Annotated in this window: 23 protein-coding genes and 1 tRNA gene; 14 read left to right on the forward strand and 10 right to left on the reverse strand. The window is 72.8% G+C overall.

The window, feature by feature from the left end; translation table 11 throughout:
* Positions 1-2 precede the first annotated feature (2 nt).
* A complete protein-coding gene (gene phsA, locus ACFVWY_RS06650; RefSeq protein WP_389867974.1) occupies positions 3-1,910 on the reverse strand; it encodes an O-aminophenol oxidase PhsA in 1,908 nt (635 codons plus the stop codon).
* A 270-nt stretch (positions 1,911-2,180) separates the two neighbouring features.
* On the opposite strand from phsA, the gene ACFVWY_RS06655 reads away from it, so the two are divergent.
* On the forward strand, positions 2,181-3,266 hold the full coding sequence (locus ACFVWY_RS06655) for an S-(hydroxymethyl)mycothiol dehydrogenase (protein ID WP_389867976.1): 1,086 nt from the start codon (positions 2,181-2,183) through the stop codon (positions 3,264-3,266).
* A complete protein-coding gene (locus ACFVWY_RS06660) occupies positions 3,266-3,895 on the forward strand; it encodes an MBL fold metallo-hydrolase (protein WP_389867977.1) in 630 nt (209 codons plus the stop codon). Before ACFVWY_RS06655 ends, ACFVWY_RS06660 begins: the two co-directional genes overlap by 1 nt.
* A 13-nt stretch (positions 3,896-3,908) precedes the next feature.
* Here the strand turns inward: ACFVWY_RS06660 and ACFVWY_RS06665 are convergent, their stop codons facing one another.
* The 4 genes from ACFVWY_RS06665 to ACFVWY_RS06680 all read right to left on the reverse strand — a co-directional run bounded on the left by ACFVWY_RS06665 (position 3,909) and on the right by ACFVWY_RS06680 (position 7,423).
* On the reverse strand, positions 3,909-4,844 hold the full coding sequence (locus ACFVWY_RS06665) for an RluA family pseudouridine synthase (RefSeq protein ID WP_389867978.1): 936 nt from the start codon (positions 4,842-4,844) through the stop codon (positions 3,909-3,911).
* Between the two features lie 93 nt (positions 4,845-4,937).
* Positions 4,938-6,128 carry a hypothetical protein gene (locus ACFVWY_RS06670; RefSeq protein ID WP_389867980.1) on the reverse strand — a complete coding sequence of 397 codons (1,191 nt, stop codon included), beginning with the start codon at positions 6,126-6,128 and terminating at the stop codon, positions 4,938-4,940.
* On the reverse strand, positions 6,125-7,192 hold the full coding sequence (locus tag ACFVWY_RS06675) for a hypothetical protein (RefSeq protein ID WP_389867982.1): 1,068 nt from the start codon (positions 7,190-7,192) through the stop codon (positions 6,125-6,127). The genes ACFVWY_RS06670 and ACFVWY_RS06675 overlap by 4 nt, the downstream gene beginning before the upstream one ends.
* Positions 7,193-7,335: 143 nt before the next feature.
* Positions 7,336-7,423: transfer RNA gene (locus ACFVWY_RS06680), tRNA-Leu, on the reverse strand.
* Between the two features lie 145 nt (positions 7,424-7,568).
* Between ACFVWY_RS06680 and ACFVWY_RS06685 the strand changes: the two genes are divergently transcribed.
* The 3 genes from ACFVWY_RS06685 (at position 7,569) to ACFVWY_RS06695 (ending at position 10,213) form a co-directional block, all read left to right on the forward strand.
* Positions 7,569-8,933, forward strand: coding sequence for a M20/M25/M40 family metallo-hydrolase (locus tag ACFVWY_RS06685; RefSeq protein ID WP_389867984.1), 1,365 nt, complete (start codon positions 7,569-7,571; stop codon positions 8,931-8,933).
* Between the two features lie 164 nt (positions 8,934-9,097).
* Positions 9,098-9,331, forward strand: a complete 234-nt coding sequence (locus ACFVWY_RS06690) for a chaplin (RefSeq protein ID WP_389867985.1) — start codon at positions 9,098-9,100, stop codon at positions 9,329-9,331.
* A gap of 138 nt (positions 9,332-9,469) precedes the next feature.
* Positions 9,470-10,213 carry a chaplin gene (locus ACFVWY_RS06695; RefSeq protein ID WP_389867987.1) on the forward strand — a complete coding sequence of 248 codons (744 nt, stop codon included), beginning with the start codon at positions 9,470-9,472 and terminating at the stop codon, positions 10,211-10,213.
* Positions 10,214-10,280: 67 nt separating this feature from the next.
* On the opposite strand, the gene ACFVWY_RS06700 is transcribed toward ACFVWY_RS06695, so the two are convergent.
* Positions 10,281-10,469 (reverse strand): DUF5703 family protein, encoded by a 189-nt coding sequence (locus ACFVWY_RS06700; protein WP_389867989.1) that lies wholly within the window; start codon positions 10,467-10,469, stop codon positions 10,281-10,283.
* A gap of 47 nt (positions 10,470-10,516) precedes the next feature.
* Here ACFVWY_RS06700 and ACFVWY_RS06705 point away from each other — a divergent pair, with 47 nt between their 5' ends.
* On the forward strand, positions 10,517-11,173 hold the full coding sequence (locus ACFVWY_RS06705) for a hypothetical protein (RefSeq protein WP_389867990.1): 657 nt from the start codon (positions 10,517-10,519) through the stop codon (positions 11,171-11,173).
* A gap of 70 nt (positions 11,174-11,243) precedes the next feature.
* On the opposite strand, the gene ACFVWY_RS06710 is transcribed toward ACFVWY_RS06705, so the two are convergent.
* Positions 11,244-13,562, reverse strand: a complete 2,319-nt coding sequence (locus ACFVWY_RS06710; protein ID WP_389867992.1) for an ATP-dependent RecD-like DNA helicase — start codon at positions 13,560-13,562, stop codon at positions 11,244-11,246.
* A complete protein-coding gene (locus ACFVWY_RS06715) occupies positions 13,559-14,542 on the reverse strand; it encodes an aldo/keto reductase (protein WP_389867994.1) in 984 nt (327 codons plus the stop codon). The genes ACFVWY_RS06710 and ACFVWY_RS06715 overlap by 4 nt, the downstream gene beginning before the upstream one ends.
* A 140-nt stretch (positions 14,543-14,682) precedes the next feature.
* Between ACFVWY_RS06715 and ACFVWY_RS06720 the strand changes: the two genes are divergently transcribed.
* Together ACFVWY_RS06720 and ACFVWY_RS06725 are read left to right on the forward strand one after the other, a co-directional pair.
* Positions 14,683-15,732, forward strand: coding sequence for an LLM class F420-dependent oxidoreductase (locus ACFVWY_RS06720; protein ID WP_389867996.1), 1,050 nt, complete (start codon positions 14,683-14,685; stop codon positions 15,730-15,732).
* 139 nt (positions 15,733-15,871) lie between these two features.
* Positions 15,872-16,660 (forward strand): ferritin-like domain-containing protein, encoded by a 789-nt coding sequence (locus tag ACFVWY_RS06725; protein WP_389868344.1) that lies wholly within the window; start codon positions 15,872-15,874, stop codon positions 16,658-16,660.
* 42 nt (positions 16,661-16,702) lie between these two features.
* Here ACFVWY_RS06725 and corA read toward each other — a convergent pair whose 3' ends face one another.
* Positions 16,703-17,698 carry a magnesium/cobalt transporter CorA gene (gene corA, locus ACFVWY_RS06730; RefSeq protein ID WP_389867998.1) on the reverse strand — a complete coding sequence of 332 codons (996 nt, stop codon included), beginning with the start codon at positions 17,696-17,698 and terminating at the stop codon, positions 16,703-16,705.
* A gap of 58 nt (positions 17,699-17,756) precedes the next feature.
* Here corA and ACFVWY_RS06735 point away from each other — a divergent pair, with 58 nt between their 5' ends.
* The 4 genes from ACFVWY_RS06735 (at position 17,757) to mshC (ending at position 21,335) form a co-directional block, all read left to right on the forward strand.
* A complete protein-coding gene (locus ACFVWY_RS06735) occupies positions 17,757-18,455 on the forward strand; it encodes a histidine phosphatase family protein (RefSeq protein ID WP_389868000.1) in 699 nt (232 codons plus the stop codon).
* Between the two features lie 119 nt (positions 18,456-18,574).
* The gene (locus tag ACFVWY_RS06740) at positions 18,575-19,165 is read left to right on the forward strand and encodes a DUF3090 domain-containing protein (protein ID WP_389868002.1); all 591 of its coding nucleotides are present in this window, start codon (positions 18,575-18,577) and stop codon (positions 19,163-19,165) included.
* A complete protein-coding gene (locus tag ACFVWY_RS06745) occupies positions 19,129-19,983 on the forward strand; it encodes an SCO1664 family protein (RefSeq protein WP_389868004.1) in 855 nt (284 codons plus the stop codon). Before ACFVWY_RS06740 ends, ACFVWY_RS06745 begins: the two co-directional genes overlap by 37 nt.
* A 122-nt stretch (positions 19,984-20,105) precedes the next feature.
* A complete protein-coding gene (mshC, locus tag ACFVWY_RS06750; RefSeq protein WP_389868005.1) occupies positions 20,106-21,335 on the forward strand; it encodes a cysteine--1-D-myo-inosityl 2-amino-2-deoxy-alpha-D-glucopyranoside ligase in 1,230 nt (409 codons plus the stop codon).
* A 682-nt stretch (positions 21,336-22,017) separates the two neighbouring features.
* Here mshC and ACFVWY_RS06755 read toward each other — a convergent pair.
* Positions 22,018-23,061, reverse strand: coding sequence for a PAC2 family protein (locus ACFVWY_RS06755; protein ID WP_389868007.1), 1,044 nt, complete (start codon positions 23,059-23,061; stop codon positions 22,018-22,020).
* 258 nt (positions 23,062-23,319) lie between these two features.
* On the opposite strand from ACFVWY_RS06755, the gene ACFVWY_RS06760 reads away from it, so the two are divergent.
* Positions 23,320-24,672: an L-fuconate dehydratase gene (locus ACFVWY_RS06760; protein WP_389868009.1), complete on the forward strand. Its 1,353-nt coding sequence runs from the start codon at positions 23,320-23,322 to the stop codon at positions 24,670-24,672.
* Positions 24,669-25,448: an SDR family NAD(P)-dependent oxidoreductase gene (locus tag ACFVWY_RS06765; protein WP_389868010.1), complete on the forward strand. Its 780-nt coding sequence runs from the start codon at positions 24,669-24,671 to the stop codon at positions 25,446-25,448. Before ACFVWY_RS06760 ends, ACFVWY_RS06765 begins: the two co-directional genes overlap by 4 nt.
* The last annotated feature ends 126 nt before the right edge of the window (positions 25,449-25,574 follow it).

The following is a 25,574-nucleotide window of genomic DNA, read 5'->3' on the forward strand; positions in this document are numbered from 1 at the left end:
GATCAGCCGCCGTGTCCCTCATGCCCGCCGCCGTGCCCGGCGCCGTGGTCGAACTTCATCGCCTCGGGCGGCATCACGACGAACGGCCGCATCATGCCCATGTCCTCGTGCTCCAGCAGATGGCAGTGGTACATGAACCTCCCGTACGCCCCGTCGAACGTCCCGAGCACCTTCACCATCTGCCCCGCGGGCACCCGGAAGACATCCTTCCAGCCCTGCTCGTTGGGGGCGGCCGGGATCTTGGTGCCGTGGTCGAACGCGACCGGGGAGCGGGTACCGCCGAGTGCCGGGTCGAAGCCGTCGAGCGTGTACGCCTCCCGGCCCATCACCTGGAAGTCGGTCAGGTGGATGTGCATCGGGTGCGTCGGGCCGCCCAGGTTGAGGAACGACCACTGCTCGAAGGTGCCCTCGCCGACCGTGAAGCCGAGACCGTCGTTGAAGGTCCGCGAGATCCTGCGGTACGTGCGCACCGCGCCGTCCTCGCCCTGGACCTGGATGATCCCGTCCGAGGGCACCGGCACCGTCGCCGGGTCCTCGACCTCCGCCATCTCCCAGATCTCCGGGTGCCCGCCGCCGCCGACCGTGCCCGGCACCGTCAGCACCACCAGCCGGTGCCCGTGCTCCACCAGGCCGTGCTCGTACCGCCGGAAGGAACCCGACAGCACCTCGGGCAGCTCGAAGGTGTCCCGCCGGCCGGTCTCCCGCACCCGGAACTCCATCACCTGCGGGAACGGCACGTTCGCCGCCGGGTCCGGGACACCGGGGGCGAGCTTGCCGCGGTTGACCAGACGGACCCGGCGCCCGGCCAGCGCCGAGAAGTCGACCAGCAGGTCCATCCGCTCGGCCGGGGCGACCGTCAGCTGCGGCAGCGACCCGTCGAAGTCGACCGGCACCGGGCGCGGCAGCAGCCCGCCGTCACTGCCGATCTGCCGGATCACCCCCGGCACCGGGTTGTTCTCGTCGTCCACCAGCACCAGGTCGTAGATCCGCGCGTTGGACGCGTTGACCAGCCGGAAGCGGTACCAGGCGTCGTCCACGTCCAGATGCGGCCAGATCCGCCCGTTGACCGTCGTGTACGGGCCGAAGAACGGGAGCGACACCGGCTTCCCGGTCTCCGGATGGGCCTTGGTGAGCACCGTCGTCTTGTGCAGCAGCCGCCCGTTGAGACGGCCGTCCTCATCGGTGTCGAGGTTGCGGTCGGCGAGGATCAGCGGCAGCTCCCGGTCGCCGGACGGCAGCCCGAGCGCGTCCTCCTCGTCGTCCCGGACCAGATACGTGCCGACCAGCCCGGCGTACACGTTCCACCGGGTGATGTTCATGGCGTGGTCGTGATACCACCACTGGGCGGCCTGGTGGTCGTTCGGGTACTCCGACAGCTGCGCGTCGCCGAAGCCGACCGCGTTGTCCGCCCAGCCGTCGTTGCCGCCGCCGGTCTGCGCGCCGTGCAGATGGGTCACCGTCCAGGCGGGCAGGGCGGCCACGTCCGGGTCCGGCTCGACGCCGTCACGGCCGGGGCTGTTGTGCGGGGCGGGCGCGCCCTGCGCGACCGGACCGACCTCCACCGCCGTGACCGGGTACTCGCTTCCCTTCGGGACGCGGTTGGTCCAGGCGATCCTGACCCGCTGCCCGCGCCGCACCTCGATGGTGGGCCCCGGCACCATGCCGTTGTACCCCCACATCAGGGTCGGCGGCAGCTGCGCGTGAAGCCGCACCCAGGCGGGTGACACGGCGATCTCGGTCTCCCGGAGCACATCGCCGCTCTGCGGGCGCAGCACCGGCGGGACGGGCAGCGCGTCGGTGTACGGCACGAGCCCGCCGACCGGCGCGCCCAGCGTGGTCACCCCGGGTGCCGGGGCGGACTCGCCGCCCGGTTGACTGATCTTCTCCGTGGCCTCGATGATCTCGGTCAAGGTACTTCCCCCATGATCAGTGATTCCCCTGTGACGGGTCGTCCGGCCCCTGCCCCCGCAGGTACCGGCCGGGCTCCCCCTGCGTATCAAAGGACCTCAGGGAGTCCGTCAAGGTTCTGCACCACGCACCATCTGACCGAAACCGGTACATCCCGCCGGGTGGGCGACGGTGGTTTCCCGCCAACGCGGCGCGCCGCCGTGACACCCTCACGGGGCGTACGGTTGTTCGCGTTCGATCTTCGTAAAAAGACGGAAACAGGAGACCACGGTATGTCGCAGCAGGTGCAAGGGGTCATCGCACCGGGGAAGAACGAGCCGGTACGGATCGAGACGATCGTGATCCCGGATCCGGGCCCCGGCGAGGCCGTGGTCAAGATCCAGGCATGCGGCGTCTGCCACACCGACCTCCACTACAAGCAGGGCGGCATCAACGACGACTTCCCCTTCCTGCTCGGCCACGAGGCCGCCGGAATCGTGGAGTCCGTCGGCGAGGGCGTCACGGACGTCGCCCCCGGTGACTTCGTCGTCCTCAACTGGCGTGCCGTGTGCGGGCAGTGCCGCGCCTGTCTGCGCGGCCGCCCCTGGTACTGCTTCGACACCCACAACGCGAAGCAGAAGATGACCCTCCTCGACGGCACCGAGCTGTCGCCCGCCCTCGGCATCGGCGCGTTCGCAGAGAAGACCCTGGTCGCCGCCGGCCAGTGCACCAAGGTCGACCCCGAGGTCTCCCCGGCCGTCGCCGGACTGCTCGGCTGCGGCGTCATGGCGGGCATCGGCGCCGCCATCAACACCGGCCAGGTCGGCCGCGGCGACTCGGTCGCGGTGATCGGCTGCGGCGGCGTCGGCGACGCGGCGATCGCCGGGGCGCGGCTGGCCGGTGCGGCGCGGATCATCGCGGTCGACATCGACGACCGGAAGCTGGAGACCGCGAAGACGATGGGCGCCACCCACACCGTCAACTCCCGCTCCACCGACCCGGTCGAGGCGATCCGTGCCCTGACCGGCGGCAACGGCGCCGACGTCGTCATCGAGGCGGTCGGCCGCCCCGAGACGTACCAGCAGGCGTTCTACGCCCGCGACCTCGCCGGCACCGTCGTCCTGGTCGGCGTCCCCACCCCGGAGATGAAGCTGGAGCTGCCGCTCATCGACGTCTTCGGACGCGGCGGCTCGCTCAAGTCCTCCTGGTACGGCGACTGCCTGCCCTCGCGCGACTTCCCGATGCTGATCGACCTGCACCAGCAGGGACGGCTCGACCTCGGCGCGTTCGTCACCGAGACGATCGGACTCGGCGACGTCGAGCAGGCCTTCGCCCGGATGCACGACGGCGATGTGCTGCGCTCGGTGGTGATCCTCTGATGACCGCCCGCATCGACCACCTGGTCACCTCCGGCACCTTCGCCCTCGACGGCGGCGAGTGGGAGGTCGACAACAACGTCTGGATCGTCGGCGACGACACCGAGGCGATCGTCATCGACGCCGCCCACGACGCCGCCGCCATCGAGGCCGCGCTCGGCGGCCGTGCGCTGCGCGCCATCGTCTGCACCCACGCGCACAACGACCACATCGACGCGGCCCCCGCCCTCGCCGACGCGACCGGCGCCCCCGTGCTGCTGCACCCCGACGACCTGCCGCTGTGGCGCCAGACCCACCCCGACCGCACGCCGGACGGCGAACTGGCCGACGGCGGGACGCTGGAGATCGCCGGAACGGCCCTCCAGGTCCTGCACACCCCCGGCCACGCCCCGGGCGCCGTCTGCCTCTACGCCCCCGGGCTGTCCACCGTCTTCACCGGGGACACGCTCTTCCGGGGCGGACCCGGCGCCACCGGACGGTCCTTCTCCCACTTCCCGACCATCGTCGACTCGATCAGGGACCGGCTCCTGACGCTCCCGCCGGACACCACCGTGCGCACCGGGCACGGCGACTCCACCACCATCGGCGCGGAAGCCCCGCACCTGGGCGAGTGGATCGCCCGCGGTCACTGAGACGCGTCGCAGTTCACCGGTCCGGCCAGGCGGAGAGCCGCAGCCCGCTCTCGAAGCGGCGCGGCTCGCCCGTGACCGGATCGGTGAACTCCAGCACCCGGGACAGCAGCTGGAGCGGGCGCGAGAAGTCGTCCGCCGCACCCTCCGCCTCGACCACCGGATAGACGGGGTCGTGGACGAGCGGAAGCCCCAGAGCGTTCATGTGGACGCGCAGCTGATGGGTCCGCCCGGTGGCGGGCAGCAGCCGGTAGCGGCCGAGCCCCGCCCGGTGCTCCAGCAGCTCGATCCGGCTCTCGCTGTTCGGCTCACCGGGCTCCTCGCGCGCGGCGATCACCCCGCGCTCCTTCACGATCCGGCTGCGCACGGTCCGCGGCAGCGCCAGCGCGGGATCGTACGCGGCCACCGCCTCGTACTCCTTGCGCACCCGGCGGTCCCGGAACATCGTCTGGTACGCGCCCCGCTCCCCGGGCCGCACCACGAACAGGACGAGCCCCGCCGTCAGCCGGTCCAGCCGGTGCGCGGGCTGGAGCTCCGGCATCCCCAGCTCGCGGCGCAGCCGGGCCACCGCCGTCTCGGTGATGTGCCGTCCGCGCGGGGTCGTCGCCAGGAAGTGCGGCTTGTCGGCGATGACGAGGTGCTCGTCGCGGTGCACCACCCCGACGGGGAACGGCACCGGCTCCTCCGGTGCGAAATCCCGGTGGAACCAGACGTACCGGCCCGCCTCGTACGGCTCGCCGGCCGCGACCGGGCCCCGCAGCGACACGAACCGGCCCTCGGCGACCATGGCGCCGACCCGCGCCGCCCCGATCGCGCCCGCGAACCGCGCCACCAGATGGTCCCGCACCGTCGGCCACGCCCCGTCCGGGTCGCCGGGCAGCCGCAGCCGGACCGGATCGATCCCGTCCCGCTGCGGCAGCGGAGCCGCCGGAGGCCTCCCGCGCCCCCTCACCGGGGCATACCGACCGCTGCCGTGCCATCCATGGTGTCCGCTCCTCGCTCCGCCGCCCGGGGTTCTTGCAGCGTAACGCCGGTCTGGCGGCCCTCAGTCCTCCGGCGCCGCCACCCGTTCCGGACCGCAGCCGATCCGCTCGGCCTCGGCGGCCACATAGCCGGGCAGCAGCGCGCCGGCGAGCCCCGAGGGAGCGCGCTCGATGCGGTCCAGCTGATCCACCACGAAGACCACCGGACCGCTCTGGCAGGCCGCCCGGTAGACGGCCCGGGAGCCGTCGATGCTGCCGGACCCCTTGGATCCCCTGACGGTCCGCCCGCTGCGCAGCGCGCGCGAGGCGAAGATCTCCGTCAGCACCGGGTCCGTCACCGTCGTCAGCCGCACCGCCGGATCGAAGGAGCCGCCGGCCTCGCAGACCCGGGCGGGCCCGCCGTCACCCCCGACCCGCGTCCGGGGCAGGTCCTTGCGGTACGCCGAGGGCACAGTGAACCCCTCGATGCCGCAGAAGGCGTCGGGCCGGGACTTCTGCCACTTCACCGGAGCAGGCATCGCACCGGGCATCCGGTACGTGCCGGAACAGCCGAAGTCGCGCATGACCCCGTTGGCGGCCTCCACCACGGTCCGGGTCAGCGCCGCGAGGTCCTCCCGGTCGTACGCGTCCGAACCGTCGAGTCCGGCCGCGCCCATCGCGGCATCCACCACCGTCGGCCCGGTGAACTCGTCCCGCCCGACACAGCTCTGCGGCAGCGCCAGCCAGGCCCGCGACGGCGAGACCAGACCGGGCAGCCCGCCACCGGGCGGCACCGCGCCCGCCGTGAGGAACTCCCCGGGCCATTCCCGCCCGTCCGTGCCCCGCAGCCCGTCCAGCCGGTGCACCCGCACCGTGAGCTGCCGACGGGCCCGGTCGTCCCGGTAGCTCGTGATCCGGCACTGCCCGTACATGTCGTCGTGGCCCCCGGGATCGGCCTGGAGCACCTGCTCCTCGGTCTCGGTCCTGCGCTCGCCGAAGAGATCCGACACCGTCGTGTCGCTCAGGGAGTCCCAGCACGGGGCGGGGCCGACCAGCGCGAGCGTGTCCGTGCGCCAGGCCACCGCGCCCGCCCCGAGGAGCGCCCCGGCCAGCCCGGCCGCGGTGACGGCTAGCCCGGTACGGCGCCGCAGCAGCCGCCGCAGCACCGTGGCCCGCGCGGGACCGCTCCCGCCGGAGACCCGCTCCGGCGCGTCCGCCGTGCCGCCGTCGTCCACCGCCGCCCCGTTCCCCTCCGGCCCGAGGTTCCCGCTCACGCGCCCTCACCGGCCCCGCACCCGATGCGCCTGCCCACCGACTCGGTGAACCGCGTGAAGACCGTCCGGTCGTCGGGCAGGCCCGCACCCTTCAGCGCCGTACCCAGATGCGCGTAGAACACCGTCCGCCGCCCCTTGCACTCGGTTCGCTTCAGCCCCTCACCGGCCCCTTCCGGTAGGCCGTCGAACAGCGCGGCCAGCCGGGGCTCGGACGTCATCACGTACTGCGCCGCGGGCTCGTCCGGCTCTCCCCGCGCACGCCACGCCACCGAACACGTCTGGAGCCGTCCGTCGACCACCCCCACCCGCTGCTGGTACCCGGAACCCCCGCCGAGCTTCACCGTCACCCCGGGTATCCGGCACAGCGGGCGCATGGCGCGATCGGCGTCCTCCGGGATCGTCACGATCGGCGACGTCGTGCGCAGTGGCTCGTCCGGGGCGCAACCGGCCTTCCGCATCCCGGTGTTGGCCAGGTCCACCAGCATCCGGGCCACCTCGGACCGGGTGCCGACCGAGAACGGCATGGTGAGCCTGCCCAGGTGGCCGTCGCCGGTACTCCCGCCGCGGATCGTCACCGCGGACGGCCTGCCGTCCACGTCGCAGGCCCTGGGCAGGACCAGCATCGCCCGGTCGGGGGAGACCAGCCCGTCGAGTCCGTCCGGCAGCCGGGTCGTCGAACCGTCGAAGTAGCGGGCGATCCAGGCGCGGCGGTCCCCGGCCGCGGACGGGACCGGGCCGTACTCGGCGGTGACCCGCTCCTCGAAGGCGAGCGGCTCACCGGAGTCGTCGTCCGGCACTGCCGAGGTCACCGTCACGGTGCAGCGGGCGAGGTGGCGTCCGGCCGAGGGCGGGGCGGATTCGGTGGTGCTCCGCCTGGAGCCGGACGTGGCGAGCCCCTCCTCCCCGAGGAAGTCCGGGCCGCTGTCCTGCTGCCACGCCCCCCAGCAGTAGCTGTCCCGGAACGGCGGACTGCCAGTGGCCCACAGCCCGGTCCCGGAGGCGATCACCGCCCCGACGGCCACTGCGGCCAGTACCGTTCTGCGCCGTCCGCGCCCGCTGCCCACCGCATGCCCCCGTCACGTACCAAGATCGCGTAAAGCGCCGATGCTACGTCGTCGCCCCCGAGCCCTCCCGGGCCGGGCGGCGGGCGGTGCTGGGCCATCTGGCCCGAAAAACAGAAAAACCCCAGATCAACTGGGGTTTCTGCTGGTGTCCGAGGGGGGACTTGAACCCCCACGCCCGATAAAGGGCACTAGCACCTCAAGCTAGCGCGTCTGCCATTCCGCCACCCGGACAAGGTGTCTGTCTCGCGGGCTCCTGCCCGCTCCGACGTGGAAAACAATAGCAAACATTCGGGGGTGCTCGATCACGTCCCGCGCTGCGGGAAAGGCGCATGGCGAGGGGTGGGTGCCCTTGGGCGTCCGGGACCGGCGCGGGAGGATGAGGGGGAGCACCACAGCGACGGTGGAAGGAAGCAGCGTGAGCGAGACCAGCAAGGTTCGGGGCGCCTCCGGCGAGGACGAGGTCGTCGACCTCTGTCGTGAGCTGATCCGGATCGACACCAGCAACTACGGGGACCACTCGGGACCGGGGGAGCGGCGCGCGGCCGAGTACGTCGCGGAGAAGCTCGCCGAGGTCGGCCTGGAGCCGCAGATCATCGAGTCCCACAAGGGCCGCGCCTCGACCGTGGCACGGATCGAGGGAGAGGACCCGTCGCGCCCCGCGCTGCTGATCCACGGCCACACCGACGTGGTCCCGGCCAACGCCCACGACTGGACGCACCACCCGTTCTCGGGTGAGGTCGCGGACGGCTGCGTGTGGGGCCGCGGCGCGGTCGACATGAAGGACATGGACGCGATGACCCTCGCGGTCGTCCGCGACCGGATGCGCAGCGGCCGCAAGCCCCCGCGCGACATCGTGCTGGCCTTCGTCGCGGACGAGGAGGCGGGCGGCACGTACGGCGCGCGGTACCTCGTCGACAAGCACCCCGGTCTCTTCGAGGGGGTCACCGAGGCGATCGGCGAGGTCGGGGGATTCTCCTTCACGGTCAACGAGAAGCTGCGGCTCTACCTCGTCGAGACGGCCCAGAAGGGCATGCACTGGATGCGGCTGACCGTGGACGGCACCGCCGGGCACGGCTCGATGACCAACGACGACAACGCCATCACCGAGCTCTGCGAGGCGGTCGGACGGCTCGGGCGGCACCAGTGGCCGGTCCGGGTGACCAAGACCGTACGGTCCTTCCTGGACGAGCTGTCCGACGCGCTCGGCACCCCGCTCGACCCGGAGGACATGGAGGCCACCCTCGCCAAGCTGGGCGGCATCGCCAAGATGGTCGGCGCCACGCTCCGCAACTCCGCCGCGCCCACCATGCTCGGCGCCGGTTACAAGGTGAACGTCATCCCCGGCCAGGCCATCGCCCATGTCGACGGCCGCTTCCTGCCCGGCTTCGAGGACGAGTTCCTGGCCGACCTGGACCGTATCCTCGGCCCGCGCGTGAAGCGTGAGGACGTGCACGGCGACAAGGCGCTGGAGACGAGCTTCGACGGGGCGCTCGTGGACGCGATGCAGATCGCCCTGAAGGCCGAGGACCCGATCGCCCGCGCGGTGCCGTACATGCTCTCCGGGGGCACCGACGCCAAGTCCTTCGACGACCTCGGAATCCGCTGCTTCGGGTTCGCCCCGCTGAAGCTGCCGCCGGAGCTGGACTTCGCGGGCATGTTCCACGGAGTGGACGAGCGCGTACCGGTGGACGGTCTGAAGTTCGGAGTGCGGGTGCTCGACCGTTTCATCGACAACTGCTGACGTCCTGCCGGATTCCGCCGACTTTGCCGTTCGGCAATCGTCAGCGTGTGCGTATCTGACCGGAACGAGTGAAAGGGGCGACGCGCTCGTAGCTCCCTTATCTCTTCCTCGTTACAGGTGATGCGGTCCGCGGCTGGGACCGCATTGCCAAACTAGGAGGAATCATGATCAAGAAGGTCGTCGCTGCTGCGGCTGTCACTGGTGGCCTGGTGCTCGCGGGCGCGGGCATGGCCGTCGCCGACTCCGGTGCCGAGGGGGGCGCTTTCGGCAGCCCCGGTGTCATCTCGGGCAACGTCATCCAGGTGCCCGTGCACGTCCCGCTGAACGTGTGCGGCAACACGATCAACGTGGTCGGGCTGCTGAACCCCACCTTCGGCAACACCTGCGTCAACGCCTGACGTTGTGCGTCAACCCGTAAGGGTCTGAGCCAGTTCGGCCCCGGAGTGCACGCCATGCGCTCCGGGGTCGCTGGTGCTCCGCCCCCGCACGATCGAGTCCGGGGGTATTCCGGAAGGCTTAGAAGGCAGGAAACACCTATGCGACAGGTCACGCGCAAGGGCCTGATCACCGTGGCGGCCGCAGGCGGCGTACTCGCGCTGAGCGGCGGCTACGCGCACGCCGACGCGGGAGCGTCCGGCGAAGCAACGAATTCCCCGGGGGTGCTGTCAGGGAATTCGGTACAGATCCCGGTTCACGTACCGGTCAACCTCTGCGGCAACTCCGTGGACGTCGTGGCGCTGCTCAACCCGGCGTTCGGCAACACCTGCGGAAACGGTTCGCAGGACTCCCCGGGCAAGCACGCCTCCGGCAGCCAGGTCTCCGGCGACCTGAGCCAGGCGAGCCGGCCGGGCAACGGCAAGCACCGCGCCCCGCTCAGCGGCGGGTCGGCGGCCCAGGCCGTCGCGGAGGGTTCGCCGGGCGTGCTGTCCGGCAACACCATCTCCGCGCCCATCGACGTACCCGTGAACGTCTGCGGGAACAGCGTCGATGTCGGTGGTCTGCTCAACCCCACCTTCGGCAACCACTGCGAGAACGGCCCGGACGTCGTCACGCCGCCGGTCAAGCCGCCGGTCACGCCGCCGGTCAAGCCTCCGGTCACCGAGCACAAGCCTCCGGCGCCGGGGAAGCCGGAAGTGCCCCAGGTGCCGGAGAAGCCGACCGTGCCGCAGCTCGCGCACACCGGGGCGGGCGGGCTCGACCTGCTGGTCCCGGTGAGCGCCGGACTGATGCTCGCGGGCGCGGGCGCGGTCCTCTACCGCCGCGGACGGCAGTCCGCCTAGCGGAGCCGGGCGGCGACGCCGGTACGACGGGAGGGGCGGGTTCCGCGGCTGCGGTGCCCGCCCCGACTCACCAGGTGGCCCGGATCTGGCGGATGATCCTCCGGCGCAGCCGCACCCTGCGGCTGCCGTCGCGACGCAGCGACAGCCGGTCCAACTCCCAGTGACCGTACTCGGCGTGGTCGGTCAGCAGGCGGGCCGTCTCCTTCCGGGAGACCCCGCGCGGCACGTACACATCGACAAATTCGTATTCCGGCATCGCATCTATTGTGCGGGCAGAGCCCGTGTACGGATAGCGTCTGCACTATGTCTGATGCTGCGCAGCCCACGGCTGCCGAGGTACGCGCCGCCGCCGAGGCGGTCAAAGCCGCGCTCGATCACCACCTCGCGGCCGTCGAACGCCGGACCGGGGACGACGACGCGGCCGTCTACGACGCGTTCAACGCACTGGCCGCTGCCGCCGAGTTCTACGACGAACTGCTCTACGACCGATATGACGAAGTCACTCCCTTCGAGATCCCGGGTGCGGACGATTCGCTGCCGCCGTACACCGGCCCCGAGGAGCCGAACGCGCTCAGTGTGATGATCCGGCGCGACTACGCGGTGGTGGAGCCGCAGCGGCTGCTCGCACAGGCGCAGCGGATCGCCGACGCGGACCGGGACGGCGGTGGAGGGACCGCCGCGGTGGTCGGCTCCAGCGTCCACGCGGCGCTCGGGGTGCTCTTCGGGGAGTACGAAGCGGACGAGATCGCCTCCCGGCACACGGAATTCGGCCTGGAGGAGGGCGATTCCACGCTCTGGGTCACGGCCGCGGAGGAACTGCCCGAGGCGGGGGAATGGCTCGGCGCGCCCTTCGACGACGCGGATCCGCAGCTGGTGGTCTGCCGCTTCGACGTCAGCGCCGTCTTCGACGAGGACGACGACGAACCGGAGGACGAACCGGCCCGCCTGGATCCCGTCTGACCCGCTCCACGACCGGGCCGGGCTCGGCGACGAGCCCGGCCCGGCGCGGGTGACATCCGTGCCCGGCCGCTCAGTGGGCCGGGGCCTCCAGCAGCGCGCGCAGCCTGGTCGTGCGGTCCAGCGCCGGTGGCTGGGCGACGGCGCGCGGGAGCGCCTGGTCCACCCCGTGCACCACCGAGAGATGCCGCTCGCCCCGGCCGAAGGCGGTGTACACCCACGAGCGGCTCAGCCCTTGCGCCGCATCGCCCGGCAGCACGACGACCACCGCGGGCCACCGCGTCCCGGCCGCCTGGTGCGCGCTGAGGGCCCAGCCGTGGCGGACGAAGGACGCCACGCGCTCCTGCGGGACGACGACAGTGGTGCCCGCGCAGTCCAGCCGCAGGCCCTCGGCGTCGGCTGAGACGACCACCGCAGGCACGATCCGGCCGGGCGCCGGGACGTGGACGACACGGTCGCCCGGGTCGAAGCCGCCGAACCGGCCGGGCCCGGGGTTGAGGCGCTGTTTCAGGGCCGCGTTCAGCGCCCGGGTGCCCGCCGCCCCGCCGTGGCCGACCGTGATCACCTGGGTGTCGGCCGACGGTACGCCGATGGCGCGGGGCACCGAGTCGGCGACCAGCTGCACGGTGCGGTGCACCGCCTCGCCCGCGTCGCGCACCGGGACGATCACCACCTCCTTGCCGGGCGCCTCGACCTGGTTCAGCTCGCCGATGCCGATGCCCGAGACCAGCTCACCGATCGGCCCCGGATCGGGCGTACGGGAGACGACCTGAGGGCAGGCGCGGGCCGCGAGGACATCCGCGAACACCCGCCCCGCCCCGGCCGAGCCCAGCACCCCGGGGTCGCCGCTGAGCACCAGACGGGTGCCGTCGGCCAGCGACTCGACGAGGATCGCCGCGCTCTCCACATCCAGCTGCGGGGCGTCCAGCACGACGAGCAGGTCGACGGCGAGCGCGCCCTCCTCGTCCCGCCCCGGGCCCTCGGTCCCGGCGAGCAGCCCGGCGAGGGTGACGGCGCTCTCGGGGACGCCGGTCGCCGAGGCGAGCCGCTGTCCGCCGTCGACGCTGTGCGTGGCGCCCAGGGCGCGCAGACCGAGCTCGCGGGCCGCGGTGATCAGGGCGGCGGGCTCGGCCCGGGCGGCCTCGCCCCCGGTGTGCGCCACGAGTCCGTGGGCCGCGGCCGCGCGGATCAGCTCGGCCGCCGAGCCGGGGTTCGTGTCCGCGGCCGCCCGCGACCAGTCGGCGTCCTTCTCGCAGGTGCTGACCAGCCGGGCGAGACCGTCGGCCAGGCTCTCCTCGGCGAGGGCGTAGCGGTCGAGGCCCAGCAGCACCCGCACCGGCTCGTCGGGCGCCGTGGCCGCCGTGGCCGCCTCGGACTCCGGAGCCTCCTGGCCGCCCCGCCCGTCCTGTTCGTCCTGCCCATCCTGTTCGTCCTGCCCATCCTGGAAGACCAGGACCACTCCCTCGGCGACGGCGTGCCGGACGGCGGCCTCGGGGTCGGACACCGAACGCCCGGCGAGCGCCTCCCGTACCTCCGCCGCGTCCAGCACCGTGTGGCCGCGCAGGGCGGCCCGCTCCAGCAGCCAGCCGACCAGAGCGGCGGTGCGCCGCTCGTCGTCCGGGCCGCAGCCGCCGCCGAGGAGGGCCCGGGCGAAGCCGTCCGCCCGCTCGGGCGTGACACCCGGCACGGCCAGCAGCTGCCAGGGGTCCGCGCGCAGGACATCGGGGGCCTGGGCCCCCAGGGCCTCGGCGGCGGCCCCGGCCAGGGCCGCCGGAGCCCCGCCCTCGGACAGCACGGCCGCGGTGGCGGCGACGGCCTCCGGCGGGGCGGCCCGCGGGGCCGCCGGCGGCGCGGGGGCCCGGGGAGGCGAGGGTGCGGGCGCGGGCGCGGCGCGGCGCGGTCCGGCGGGGGAGGGGGCGGGCGAGTCGAAGAACGCGCCAGCGGGCTGTTCACCGCTCTCCACCGCGCGCACGGCCGCCATCAGGTCGGCCGCCTTGCCGCTCAGCTTCGTCCCGGCGGCGATCGGGCCCTCCTTCTCCGCCTTGCGCTGCTCGATCCGCTGCCTCAGCTCGCGCTGGGCGGCCAGCTCGGCCTCGGCCTCGGAGAGTGGTGCGGCGGCATCCGCCCGGCCGCTCTCGCCGCCGTCGGTCACGCTCCCGGCGTCCTCAGGCCCGGCGCCCGCATCCGCGCCCGCATCCGCATCCGCGCCCGCATCCGCGCCCGCGGCCCCGTCCGCGTCACCCGTGTCGTCGTCCGTCGGCGATCCGCCGGACGCGTCGTCCGCCGACTGCCCGGCGGACGGGCCGGGCCCGTCGGCACCAGGGGTGGCGTCGGCGTCGTCGGAGGCGGCGGCCGGGGAGCCGGGGGTCTCCCCCCGGGGAAGCGCAGTCACAGCGTGCTCCAGTCCTGGTCGGGATAGCGGTGCACGGGCGCCGACACATCGTCGAGCGCCTGGCAGATCTCGTCAGGAAGACTAAGCGCCTCCACTGACAACGCCTCCGTGAGCTGCCGCGCCGTGCGCGCGCCGACGACCGGGGCCACCACCCCGGGCCGGTCCCGCACCCAGGCGAGGGCCACCTGGAGCGGCGTGGTCGCCAGGCCGTCCGCCGCCGTCGCCACCGCGTCCACGACCCGGCTCGCCGGTTCGTCGAGATACGGCTCGACGAACGGGGCCAGCAGATCAGAGGCCCCGCGCGAGTCGGCCGGGGTGCCCGTCCGGTACTTCCCGGTCAGCACGCCGCGGCCCAGCGGCGAGGACGGCAGCAGCCCGATCCCGAGGTCGAGGGCGGCGGGCAGCACCTCACGCTCCACGCCCCGCTGCAACAGCGAGTACTCCATCTGGGTGCTCGCGATCCGGGTGCGCACCCCGGGCGAGGCGAGCTGCCAGGTCGCCGCCTTGGCCAGCTGCCAGCCGCAGAAGTTCGACACCCCCGCGTACCGGGCGCGCCCGCTGGACACCGCCAGGTCCACCGCCTGGAGCGTCTCGTCCAGCGGGGTCGCCGGATCGAAGGCATGTATCTGCCACAGGTCCACGTGATCCGTGCCCAGCCGCTCCAGCGAGGCGTCCAGCGCGTCCAGCAGATGGCCGCGCGATCCGTTGAACCTGCGGTACGGATCGGCCACGCTCCCGGCCTTCGTCGCGACGACCAGATCGCTCCTCGGCACGAGGCCGCCGAGGAGCTGACCGAGCAGGTACTCGGCCTCCCCGCCGCCGTACACATCGGCCGTGTCGACCAGTGTGCCCCCCGCCTGCCAGAAGGCCTTGAGCTGTTCGGCGGCGTCGTGCTGATCGGTGTCCCGGCCCCAGGTGAGGGTGCCGAGCCCGATTCGGGACACGCGAAGGCCGGTGCGGCCGAGATGCCTCTGCTCCATGGAGGCTGAGATTACTGGCCGCGACCCCGCCGGGCGGAGGGCTGTGGACAACCCGGCGACAAGTCGCCCCTGCCGCATACCGCCAGCGCGCGCTAGAGTCCAGGACTCAGTGACGTTACTGATCGGTAAGGGGAGCGGCCATGCGGCTCGGCATCAATCTCGGCTACTGGGGTGCGGGAATGGACGGCGACAACCTCGCCGTGGCCCAGGAGGCCGACCGGCTCGGCTACGACGTCTGCTGGGCGGCCGAGGCGTACGGCTCCGACGCGCCGACGGTGCTCTCCTGGGTCGCCGCCCGGACCGAGTCCATCGACGTCGGCTCCGCGATCATGCAGATCCCGGCCCGCCAGCCCGCGATGACGGCGATGACCGCGGCCACCCTCGACTCCCTCTCCGGGGGCCGGTTCCGGCTCGGCCTCGGTGTCTCGGGACCGCAGGTCTCCGAAGGCTGGTACGGCGTCAAGTTCGACAAGCCGCTCGCCCGCACCCGCGAGTACGTCGAGATCGTCCGCCGGGCCATGACCCGCGAACGCCTCTCCTACGAGGGCCAGCACTGGACGCTGCCGCTGCCCGGCGGTCCGGGCAAGCCCATCAAGCTGACCGTGCACCCCCAGCGCGAGCACATCCCGCTCTACATCGCGGCGATCGGGCCGAAGAACCTGGAGCAGACCGGTGAGATCGCCGACGGGGCGCTGCTGATCTTCCCCTCCGCCGAGCACCTGGAGGAGACAGCGATGAAGCCCCTGCGGGCGGGCCGCGAGAAGGCGGGCCTGACCATGGAGGGCTTCGACGTCTGCCCGACGCTGCCGCTCGCGGTCGGCGACGACCCGGACGGCCTCGCCGACATCTTCCGCCCGTACACCGCCCTGTACGTCGGCGGCATGGGCAGCCGCAAGCAGAACTTCTACAACCAGCTCGCGCAGCGCATGGGCTACGAGAAGGAAGCCGCCGAGATCCAGGACAAGTACCTGTCCGGCGACAAGAACGGCGCGGCCGCCGCGGTGCCGCGGGAGCTGGTCGACCAGACCTCGCTGCTCGGCCCCGTCGAGCGGATCGCCGACCGGATGCAGGCGTACGCCGACGCGGGTGTCACCACGCTGACCCTCGCCCCGGCCGGCTTCACCCTGGAGGAGCGGCTCACCGCCCTGCGGGCCGGAACGGACGCGCTGGAGCGTGCCGGGCTCGCCTGAGCCGCACACGGGGCAGCCCGGACCCGCCCAGGCCGGTCCGGGCTGCCCCGTCCGGCGTAGCCGGGGCCCGTTCCTGTTGCCCGGGTGGGGGCGCCGCACTTGACTGTCGTGCGGAGGACGCGGCACGGAGGTGGCAGTGATGCTCTCGGCGAAGAACCTGTTCCAGGAGATCCTCGACGACGACGAGTCGTTCCGGCTGTTCTGCTCCATCGCGGCCGGCGGGGAGTCCCAGGGCGGCTGGGAGAACGGCCGGATCGCCGCCCTGGCGCCCGAGAGCCAGCGCGCCCTCGCCCCCAGGATCGCCCGGCACGGTGCCGACGAGGACAAACACGGCAGGATCTTCAACGCGCTGCTGCGCAAGCGGGGGCTGCGGCCCGTGACCGTTCCGCGCGAGACCGACTACACGATGCTGCTGGAGAAGCACGGCATCGGCCTCGCCCACGAACGGCTGCGCGGTGAGGAACGGCTCACCGAGCACGACATCATCACCTACCTCGCGCACAGCCGGGTCACCGAGCAGCGCGCCTCCGAGCAGATGGCCCTGCTCCGCAAGCACTTCGCCGACCACCCCGACCTCGGCCGCGCCGTACGGATGATCTCGCACGACGAGGACAACCACCTGGCGTACTGCCACGAGGAACTGCTGCGCTTCGCGCGGGCCGGGCACGGCCGCGCGATCCAGCGCGCCCTGCGTGCCTGCGCGCTCGCCGAGATCCGGATCTACCGCGATGTCAGCCTCGCCGTGATGGACCACATGGGCCGCATCCTGGGCTGGTCCCGGGCCAGGGCAGCGGTGCTGGCCGCCGGGATCCACGCGGTCTACGCCTACGAGCGGTTCGCCGGGTGGCGGCGCATGGTGAGCCTGGCGCAGCCGGCGCGGCGCGACGCGCTGGGCGGGCCCGCCACGGCCGAGCCCGGGATCGCCTGAACCGGCGGCAGACCGCGCGCGGCCGTGACCGGCACGACGCCCTCAGAGCCAGCCGCGCCGCTTGAACTGCCGGTACAGCGAGAACACCGCCACGGCCATCAGCCCGATCACCGCCGGATACGCCCACACCCAGCGCAGCTCCGGCATGTGCTCGAAGTTCATGCCGTAGATCCCGGCCACCATCGTCGGCACGGCGGCCATCGCCGCCCAGGCGGAGATCTTGCGCATGTCGTCGTTCTGCCGTACCCCCACCTGGGCCAGATGGGCCGACAGGATGTCGGAGAGCAGCCGGTCCAGCCCTTCCACGTACTCGGTGGCACGCGTCAGATGGTCGCTGACGTCGCGGAAGAACGGCTGCGAGTGCTCGTGGACGAACGGAACCTCCGCGCTCGCCAGCCGGGCCATCGGCTCGCTCAGCGGCCCGGCGGCCCGGCGGAACTCCAGGAGCTGCCGCTTGAACGTGTAGATCCGCGACGCGGTGCTCTTGGTGTCCCGGCCGCCGGTCGGCGCGAAGACCTCCGTCTCCAGCTCCTCCAGGTCGGACTGGAGCTCGCCCGCGACCTCGATGTAGTGGTCGACGACGGCGTCGCTGATCGCGTACAGCACCGCGGTCGGCCCGTGCTTGAGCACCTCGGGCTCCGACTCCAGCCGACGCCGTACCGCGGCCAGCGGCGCGCCCTCCCCGTGCCGGACGGTCACGACGAACGAATCACCGACGAAGGCCATCAGCTCGTCGGTGGAGACCGTGTCGTCCGAATGGTCGTACACCACCGGCTTGATGACGGCGAACAGCGAGTCGTCGTACACCTCCAGCTTGGGGCGCTGGTGCGCGCTCAGGGCGTCCTCCACCGCCAGCGGGTGCAGTCCGAACTCGCTGCTCACCAGGGAGAACTCCTTCTCCGTAGGTTCGTGCAGCCCGATCCAGAGGAAAGCGTCCCCGGCGGCCCGTGCCTCGGCGAGGGCATCGGAGAGATCGGCGGGGCCGTCCGTGCGGCGCCCGTCCCGGTAGATGGCACAGTCCACGATCACGGCGCGCATTCTTCCCTGCCCCGCTCCTCGGCGCACCTCCTCGCCGCCACCCCCTACGCTGGCCCGTATGCCCACCCTGATCCTCGTACGCCACGGACGCTCCACCGCCAACACGGCCGGGGTGCTCGCGGGCCGCACCCCCGGCGTCGCGCTCGACGAGCGCGGGGCCGCGCAGGCCGCGGCGCTGCCCAGCCGCCTCGCCGGACTGCCGCTGGCCGCGGCCGTCAGCAGCCCGCTCCAGCGCTGCCGGGAGACCCTGCGCCCGCTGCTCGACGCCCGCCCGGAACTGGAACTGCACACCGAGGAGCGGATCAGCGAGTGCGACTACGGCGACTGGTCGGGCCGCAAACTCGCCGAACTCAACGACGAACCCCTGATGGACGTCGTGCAGCGGCACCCGTCGGCCGCGGCGTTCCCCGGCGGTGAGTCGATGCGCGCCATGCAGGCCCGCGCCGTCGACGCGGTACGGGACTGGAACACCCGTATCCAGGACACGCACGGCGAGGACGCCGCCTATGTGATGTGCTCGCACGGCGACATCATCAAAGCCCTGGTCGCCGACGCGCTCGGGCTGCACCTCGACCTCTTCCAGCGCATCCACGCCGACCCCTGCTCGGTCACCGTGATCCGCTACACCCGGCTCCAGCCCTTCCTGCTCCGGCTCGGCGACACCGGGGACCTCGGAACGCTCGCGCCGGGCGAGCACCCCGGCGCGGCCGGGCCGGACGCGCGGGCGGCCGTCGGCGGCGGCGCTGGGGCACCGTGATCGCTTCGCGCAGTAGGGTGGGCGCTCCGTAGGTGCCAGGGCGACACGCCCTTGCCCCGGGGAACCTCCCGCGGCCCCGGCCGCCTCCCCGCCGCCGTCGATCTCAAGGGAGACAGGACGTGTCCCGTCAGGTGTTCCTCTACGACCCCCCGGACCGTTTCGTGGCCGGTACGGTCGGACTGCCTGGACGCCGTACGTTCTTCCTGCAGGCTTCCTCAGGCGGACGTGTCACCAGCGTGGCCCTGGAGAAGACCCAGGTCGCCGCGCTCGCCGAGCGGATCGACGAACTGCTCGACGAAGTGGTGCGGCGGACCGGCGGAAACTCCCCGGTGCCCGCCGTGGCGCCGATGGACGTCAGCGACACGGCGCCTCTGGACGTCCCCGTCGAGGAGGAGTTCCGGGTCGGCACGATGGCGCTCGCCTGGGACGGCGAGGAACAGCGCATGATCGTCGAGGCACAGGCGCTGGTCGAGCTGGACATGGACGCCGACGAGGACCCGGCGGAGGCGGAGGAGCGGCTGCTCCAGGACGAGGAGAACGGCCCGCCGATGCTGCGCGTCCGGCTCAGCGGCGCGCAGGCGCGGGCCTTCGCCAAGCGCGCCCTCGACGTCGTGAACGCGGGCCGTCCCCCGTGCCCGCTGTGCAGCCTGCCGCTCGATCCGGAAGGACACGTATGCCCGCGCCAGAACGGATACCGTCGCGGAGCCTGACCGGCGCCGACCCTCTCACCCTGCTCGCCGAGGGCGAGCTGACCGTGCTCGGACAGATCCGCGGGGCCTCCAACACGGCGCTGCACTGCACCGTCGCCCGTGACGGCCAGGAAGCGGCCTGTGTCTACAAGCCGGTGGCGGGCGAACAGCCCCTGTGGGACTTCCCGGACGGCACGCTCGCCGGGCGCGAGGTGGCCGCGTACCAGATCTCCGAGGCGACCGGCTGGGACCTGGTGCCGCCGACGGTGCTCCGCGACGGCCCGTACGGCGAGGGCATGTGCCAGCTGTGGATCGACGTGCTGCCCGAGCGCGGCGAGGACGGTGAGGACGGCGCGCCCGTGCTGCTCGCGCTCGTCGAGGACGAGGAGGCGGAGGAGGGCTGGAAGGCCGTGGTCCGCGCCGGGATCGGCGAGGGCCGCACCGCCCTGCTGGTGCACGCGGACGACGAACGGCTGCGGCGGCTGGCCGTCCTCGACGCCGTGATCAACAACGGCGACCGCAAGGGCGGCCACCTGCTGCCCGCGTCCGACGGCCGGATCTACGGCATCGACCACGGGGTGACCTTCAACACCGACGACAAGCTGCGCACACTGCTGTGGGGCTGGGCGGGAGAGCCACTGACCGCCGAGGCCGCCGAGGTCGTCGAGCGGCTCGCGGACCGGCTCGCGCCCGGAGCCCCGCTCGTCACCCGGCTGGGCGAGCTGATCACCGAGGCCGAGATAGCCGCCCTGCGGGGCCGGGTGGCGCGGCTGCGGGAGACCGGGCGGCACCCGGCGCCGAGCGGGCAGTGGCCCTCGATCCCCTGGCCGCCGGTCTGAGCGGCTCGGGAGCGGCGGACGGAACCCGAAGCACGGGGGAGGCCGAAGCGCAAGACCGCGACTTCGGACAGGATCCGGTATCCGGTTCGTATCCGGAACGTGCATCCGGTTACGCTCGTGACATGCATGCCTGGCCCGCTTCTGAGGTCCCCGCCCTGCCTGGCAAGGGCCGCGACCTTCGGATCCACGACACCGCGACCGGCGGACGGATCACCCTTGACCCCGGTCCCGTCGCCCGCATATACGTCTGCGGCATCACGCCGTACGACGCGACCCACATGGGTCATGCGGCGACCTACAACGCGTTCGACCTCGTACAGCGCGTGTGGCTCGACACCAAGCGGCAGGTTCACTACGTCCAGAACGTGACGGACGTGGACGACCCGCTGCTGGAGCGGGCCGTCCGCGACGGACAGGACTGGACCGAACTCGCCGAGCGCGAGACGGCCCTGTTCCGCGAGGACATGACCGCTCTGCGCATGCTTCCGCCGCAGCACTACATCGGTGCCGTGGAAGCGATACCGGGCATCGTCCCGCTGGTGGAACGGCTCCGCGACGCGGGCGCCGCCTACGAGCTCGACGGCGACGTGTACTTCTCGGTCGAGGCCGACCCGCACTTCGGCGAGGTCTCCCGCCTCGACGCCGAGGCGATGCGGCTGCTCTCCGCCGAGCGCGGCGGCGACCCGGAGCGCCCCGGCAAGAAGAACCCGCTCGACCCGATGCTCTGGATGGCCGCCCGAGAGGGCGAGCCGAGCTGGGACGGCGGCTCGCTCGGTGCCGGTCGCCCCGGCTGGCACATCGAGTGCGTCGCCATCGCCCTGGACCACCTCGGCATGGGCTTCGACATCCAGGGAGGCGGGTCCGACCTCGCCTTCCCGCACCACGAGATGGGCGCCTCGCACGCCCAGGTGCTGACCGGCGAGCACCCCTTCGCCCAGGCCTACGTCCACGCCGGAATGGTCGGCCTGGACGGCGAGAAGATGTCCAAGTCCCGGGGCAACCTGGTCTTCGTCTCCCAGCTGCGCCGCGACGGCGTGGACCCGGCGGCGATCCGGCTGGCCCTGCTCTCGCACCACTACCGGTCCGACTGGGAGTGGACGGACCAGGTGCTCGCCGACGCGGTGGCGCGGCTCGGGCGCTGGCGGTCCGCCGTCTCCCGGCCTGACGGGCTGCCCGCCGAGGCCCTGGTCGAGGAGGTCCGCGAGGCCCTCGCCGACGATCTGGACGCTCCGGCCGCACTGGCCGCCGTGGACCGCTGGGCCGAGCGGCAGATCGCCGAGGGCGGCACGGACGAGGGCGCGCCAGGTCTGGTCTCGCGCACCGTCGACGCACTGATGGGCGTCGCTCTGTAGCGCCCGCCGGGCGCCGCCCCGCGGCGCCGCACGTGCGAGCAACTCGCTGATTTCCTGCGGGTGTTCACATGGAACCGGTCCTGGACTCCCTACGGGGTCCGGGGCCGGTTCCGTTCGGTCCATGGCCACGTGTTCGCCGCCGCGCTCCAAGCGCTCTACGCGATCGCCAGCACGCGTCGGGGCGGCGGCAGTTGCGGCCTTGCCGGGACGGGTGGCCGTCTTCACGGGCGCCGGGGCCGAAGCCCGGCCACGGCCGCCGTGCCGGGCGCCACCACCGCCCGCCCGGATGCCACGGCGGCTGGGCGGGACACCACGGCCGGCGGTGTCACCGGCTTCATCGCCGACGGAGCCGTCCGCCGCCGCGCGGCCAAAACGGCCGAGGCCGGGTCAGCCTCGTCTCCGCCGCCACCCTCCGCATCGAACCGGCCTCCGGCGGCACGTTCACCGGCCCGGCGGGCGATGAGACCGTGCTGCCGCGGGGCACCGCGCCGCGCACCGGGCGGCAGGAGCCCGGCGACCGCGACGAGCCGTCCACCGCCGACGGCATCCGGCGCGGCCCGCACGCCGCCCCCGCGCTCCGCCCCGTACCGGGCGGCCGGCAGCCGGATCCGGTCCAGAAGGGCCCCGCCGGACAGGAAAGCGCCGGGCGGTCACGGACCGGCCCGGCGCTTCCCGCGTCCCCTCACTCCTCGGGGGAATCCTCCGACGAATCCGACGAATCCTGCGAACCGTCGCCGTCGCCGTCCTCCTGGCCGGAGGGGCGCTGCCGGGAGTCCGGTCCGCTGCCCGTGTCGGGGCGGAGCGGCTTCGGCGGGCGCGTGCGGCCGCTGGAGGTGTCACGCAGATAGGAGGAGTCGCCGCTCTCCGTCGCGTGCCCGCCCGGTCCGACGTCCCGGCGGCGCAGATAGCGCTCGAACTCCCGGGCGATGGCCTCGCCGCTCGCCTCGGGAAGCTCGGCGGTGTCCCGGGCCTCCTCCAGCGTCTGTACGTATTCGGCCACTTCGCTGTCCTCGGCGGCCAGCTGGTCGACGCCGAGCTGCCAGGCGCGCGCGTCCTCGGGCAGCTCGCCCAGCGGGATGCGTACGCCGATGAGGTCCTCCAGCCGGTTCAGCAGGGCGAGCGTGGCCTTCGGGTTGGGCGGCTGCGACACGTAGTGCGGCACCGCCGCCCACAGGCTCACCGCGGGCACGCCCGCGTGCGCGCAGGCTTCCTGGAGGATGCCGACGATCCCGGTCGGCCCCTCGTACTTCGTCTCCTCCAGGTCCATGGTCCGCGCCAGGTCGGGGTCGGAGGTGACCCCGCTGACCGGCACCGGGCGGGTGTGCGGGGTGTCGCCGAGCAGGGCGCCCAGCACCACCACCATCTCCACCCCCAGCTCATGGGCGAAGCCCAGGATCTCGTTGCAGAACGAGCGCCAGCGCATGGACGGCTCGATGCCGCGGACCAGGACGAGATCGCGGGGTTTGTCCCCGCCGACACGGACCACGGAGAGCCGGGTGGTGGGCCAGGTGATCTTGCGTACCCCGCCGTCCAGCCAGAGCGTCGGCCGGTTGACCTGGAAGTCGTAGTAGTCCTCGGCGTCCAGCGCCGCGAACACCTCGCCCTTCCACTCCCGGTCCAGGTGCGCGACCGCCGTGGAGGCGGCGTCCCCTGCGTCGTTCCATCCCTCGAACGCGGCCACCATGACCGGGTCGATCAGCTCGGGAACCCCCTCGAGCTCGATCACCCAGGCCTCCTTCCGAAGTTCCCTTGTGTACCCATCAACCTTACGGCTTCCGGCCTCTCCTGCCGCAGCCTCCGCGCACAGCCGCCCGAACCCGCACCACGAGGGTGCATCACCGGTCGAATCAGGGCAACGGACTGCGGATTCATCCGAGCTGTAGGGGGTAAGTTTCTAGAAAACCCTGGACGATGGCGCCTTCGTGAGGCTATACATCGGATGACCAGAACAGAGGTCCGATGTTATTCCCCTGGGGGGCCGCACATGAGTCAGACCGTCACGGATTTCGAGGTCCACGACATCCGTTTCCCGACCTCGGAACAACTGGACGGCTCGGACGCCATGAACCCCGATCCCGACTACTCGGCTGCCTACGTCGTCCTGCGTACCGATGTCCCCGACGCCGTGGACGGACCGGACGGCCTCAGCACCGGCATCGAGGGACATGGCTTCTGCTTCACCATCGGGCGCGGCAACGAGGTGATGGCCGCCGCCATCGAAACCCTGCGTCCCTACCTGGTGGGGCGCCCGGCGCCCCGCACCGCGGCCGATCTCGCCGCACTGCACCGCGAGCTGACCCATGACTCGCAGCTGCGCTGGCTCGGCCCGGAGAAGGGCGTGATGCACATGGCGGCCGGCGCGGTCGTCAACGCCGCCTGGGACCTGGCGGCCAAACAGGCCGGTCTGCCCGTCTGGGAGTTCCTCGCCGGGATGACCCCCGAGGAACTCGTCTCGCTGGTGGACTTCCGCTACCTCACCGACGCCCTCACCCCCGAGGAGGCCCTGGAGATCCTGCGGGCCGCCGAACCGGGCCGGGCCGGGCGGGCCGAGCGGCTGCGCGCCGAGGGCTACCCGGCGTACACCACCTCGCCCGGCTGGCTCGGATACAGCGACGACAAGCTGGTCAGGCTGGCCAAGGAGGCCGTCGCCGAGGGCTTCACCCAGATCAAGCTGAAGGTCGGTGGCAGCCTCCCGGACGATGTCCGCAGGCTCGCCCTGGCCCGTGAGGCGGTCGGCCCCGGTATCCGGATCGCCGTCGACGCCAACCAGCGCTGGGACGTCTCCGACGCGGTCGCGTGGATGACCGCGCTCGCGCCGTACGACCCGCACTGGATCGAGGAGCCGACCAGCCCCGACGACATCCTCGGCCACGCGGCCGTACGTTCCGGCCAGCCGGTCAAGGTCGCCACCGGCGAGCACGTCGCCAACCGGGTCGTGTTCAAGCAGCTGCTCCAGGCCGGGGCCGTCGACTTCGTCCAGATCGACGCGGCCCGCGTCGCGGGCGTCAACGAGAACCTGGCGATCCTGCTGCTCGCCGCGAAGTACGGCGTACCTGTCTGCCCGCACGCGGGCGGTGTCGGACTCTGCGAGCTGGTGCAGCACCTCTCGATGTTCGACTATGTGGCGGTCTCCGGAAGCCGGGACGACCGCGTGATCGAGTACGTCGACCATCTCCACGAGCACTTCGCCGACCCCACCGTGATCGAGTCGGGCCACTACACGGCACCGAGCGCCCCGGGCTTCTCCGCCAGGATGCTCCCCGAATCGATCGCCGCACACCGCTATCCGGAGGGCGCCGTATGGCGCTCCCGCCGCACCGAGGAGGCCAACCGATGACCGGCACACGCGACTTCGAGGGGATGGGGGCCCTGGTCACGGGCGGCGCCTCCGGCATCGGAGCAGCCGTGGCGACCCAGCTCCTGGCGCGCGGCGCACGCGTCGCCGTCCTGGACCGGGACACCTCGGGCGCCCCCGAGGGCACGCTGGCCGTCGAGGCGGACGTCACCGACGACGCCGCCGTACGCCGGGCGGTTGACCGGGCCGCCGCCGAACTGGGCACCCTGCACACCGTGGTGTCCAACGCGGGCATCGGCTCCGTCGGCACGGTCGAGGACAACGCCGACGAGGAGTGGAGCCGGGTCCTGGACATCAACGTCCTCGGCATGGTCCGCACCGCCCGGCACGCCCTGCCCCATCTGCGGCGCGCGGCCGCCGGGCGCCCCGGCGCCGTGTCGATCACCCAGACCTGCTCCATCGCCGCGACCGCCGGGCTGCCGCAGCGCGCCCTGTACAGCGCGAGCAAGGGCGCGGTCCTCTCGCTGACCCTGGCGATGGCCGCCGACCACGTCCGTGAGGGCATCCGGGTCAACTGCGTCAACCCCGGCACCGCGGACACGCCGTGGATCGGCCGCCTCCTCGGCCAGGCCGACGACCCGGAGGCCGAACGGGCCGCGCTCAACGCCCGCCAGCCGCTGGGACGGCTGGTGGCGGCCGACGAGGTCGCCGCCGCGATCGTCTACCTGGCGAGCCCGGCCGCCGCCTCGGTCACCGGCACGGCCCTGGCCGTCGACGGCGGCATGCAGGGACTGCGCCTGCGCCCCGCCGGGAACTGACCGCGCGGGGTACGGCCCCGAGGGGTGTCCGTCCGGCCCTGACACCGGCCGGACACCCCGGGCCGCCCGGCCGGGTCCGCGCCCCCTTCTGCACCTCCGCTCCACCGACAGAGCTCCGAGAACCGG

Source organism: Streptomyces sp. NPDC058195 (genome assembly GCF_042883525.1).
GTDB lineage: Bacteria > Actinomycetota > Actinomycetes > Streptomycetales > Streptomycetaceae > Streptomyces.

Coding starts and splice junctions, on each gene's coding strand:
- mshC (WP_389868005.1), top strand. CDS start 20,106: ATGCATGCCTGGCCCGCTTCTGAGGTCCCCGCCCTGCCTGGCAAGGGC.
- ACFVWY_RS06725 (WP_389868344.1), top strand. CDS start 15,872: ATGCTCTCGGCGAAGAACCTGTTCCAGGAGATCCTCGACGACGACGAG.
- ACFVWY_RS06715 (WP_389867994.1), bottom strand. CDS start 14,542: ATGGAGCAGAGGCATCTCGGCCGCACCGGCCTTCGCGTGTCCCGAATC.
- ACFVWY_RS06700 (WP_389867989.1), bottom strand. CDS start 10,469: ATGCCGGAATACGAATTTGTCGATGTGTACGTGCCGCGCGGGGTCTCC.
- ACFVWY_RS06690 (WP_389867985.1), top strand. CDS start 9,098: ATGATCAAGAAGGTCGTCGCTGCTGCGGCTGTCACTGGTGGCCTGGTG.
- ACFVWY_RS06705 (WP_389867990.1), top strand. CDS start 10,517: ATGTCTGATGCTGCGCAGCCCACGGCTGCCGAGGTACGCGCCGCCGCC.
- ACFVWY_RS06695 (WP_389867987.1), top strand. CDS start 9,470: ATGCGACAGGTCACGCGCAAGGGCCTGATCACCGTGGCGGCCGCAGGC.
- ACFVWY_RS06685 (WP_389867984.1), top strand. CDS start 7,569: ATGAGGGGGAGCACCACAGCGACGGTGGAAGGAAGCAGCGTGAGCGAG.
- ACFVWY_RS06760 (WP_389868009.1), top strand. CDS start 23,320: ATGAGTCAGACCGTCACGGATTTCGAGGTCCACGACATCCGTTTCCCG.
- ACFVWY_RS06720 (WP_389867996.1), top strand. CDS start 14,683: ATGCGGCTCGGCATCAATCTCGGCTACTGGGGTGCGGGAATGGACGGC.
- corA (WP_389867998.1), bottom strand. CDS start 17,698: ATGCGCGCCGTGATCGTGGACTGTGCCATCTACCGGGACGGGCGCCGC.
- ACFVWY_RS06765 (WP_389868010.1), top strand. CDS start 24,669: ATGACCGGCACACGCGACTTCGAGGGGATGGGGGCCCTGGTCACGGGC.
- ACFVWY_RS06660 (WP_389867977.1), top strand. CDS start 3,266: ATGACCGCCCGCATCGACCACCTGGTCACCTCCGGCACCTTCGCCCTC.
- ACFVWY_RS06735 (WP_389868000.1), top strand. CDS start 17,757: ATGCCCACCCTGATCCTCGTACGCCACGGACGCTCCACCGCCAACACG.
- ACFVWY_RS06655 (WP_389867976.1), top strand. CDS start 2,181: ATGTCGCAGCAGGTGCAAGGGGTCATCGCACCGGGGAAGAACGAGCCG.
- ACFVWY_RS06745 (WP_389868004.1), top strand. CDS start 19,129: ATGCCCGCGCCAGAACGGATACCGTCGCGGAGCCTGACCGGCGCCGAC.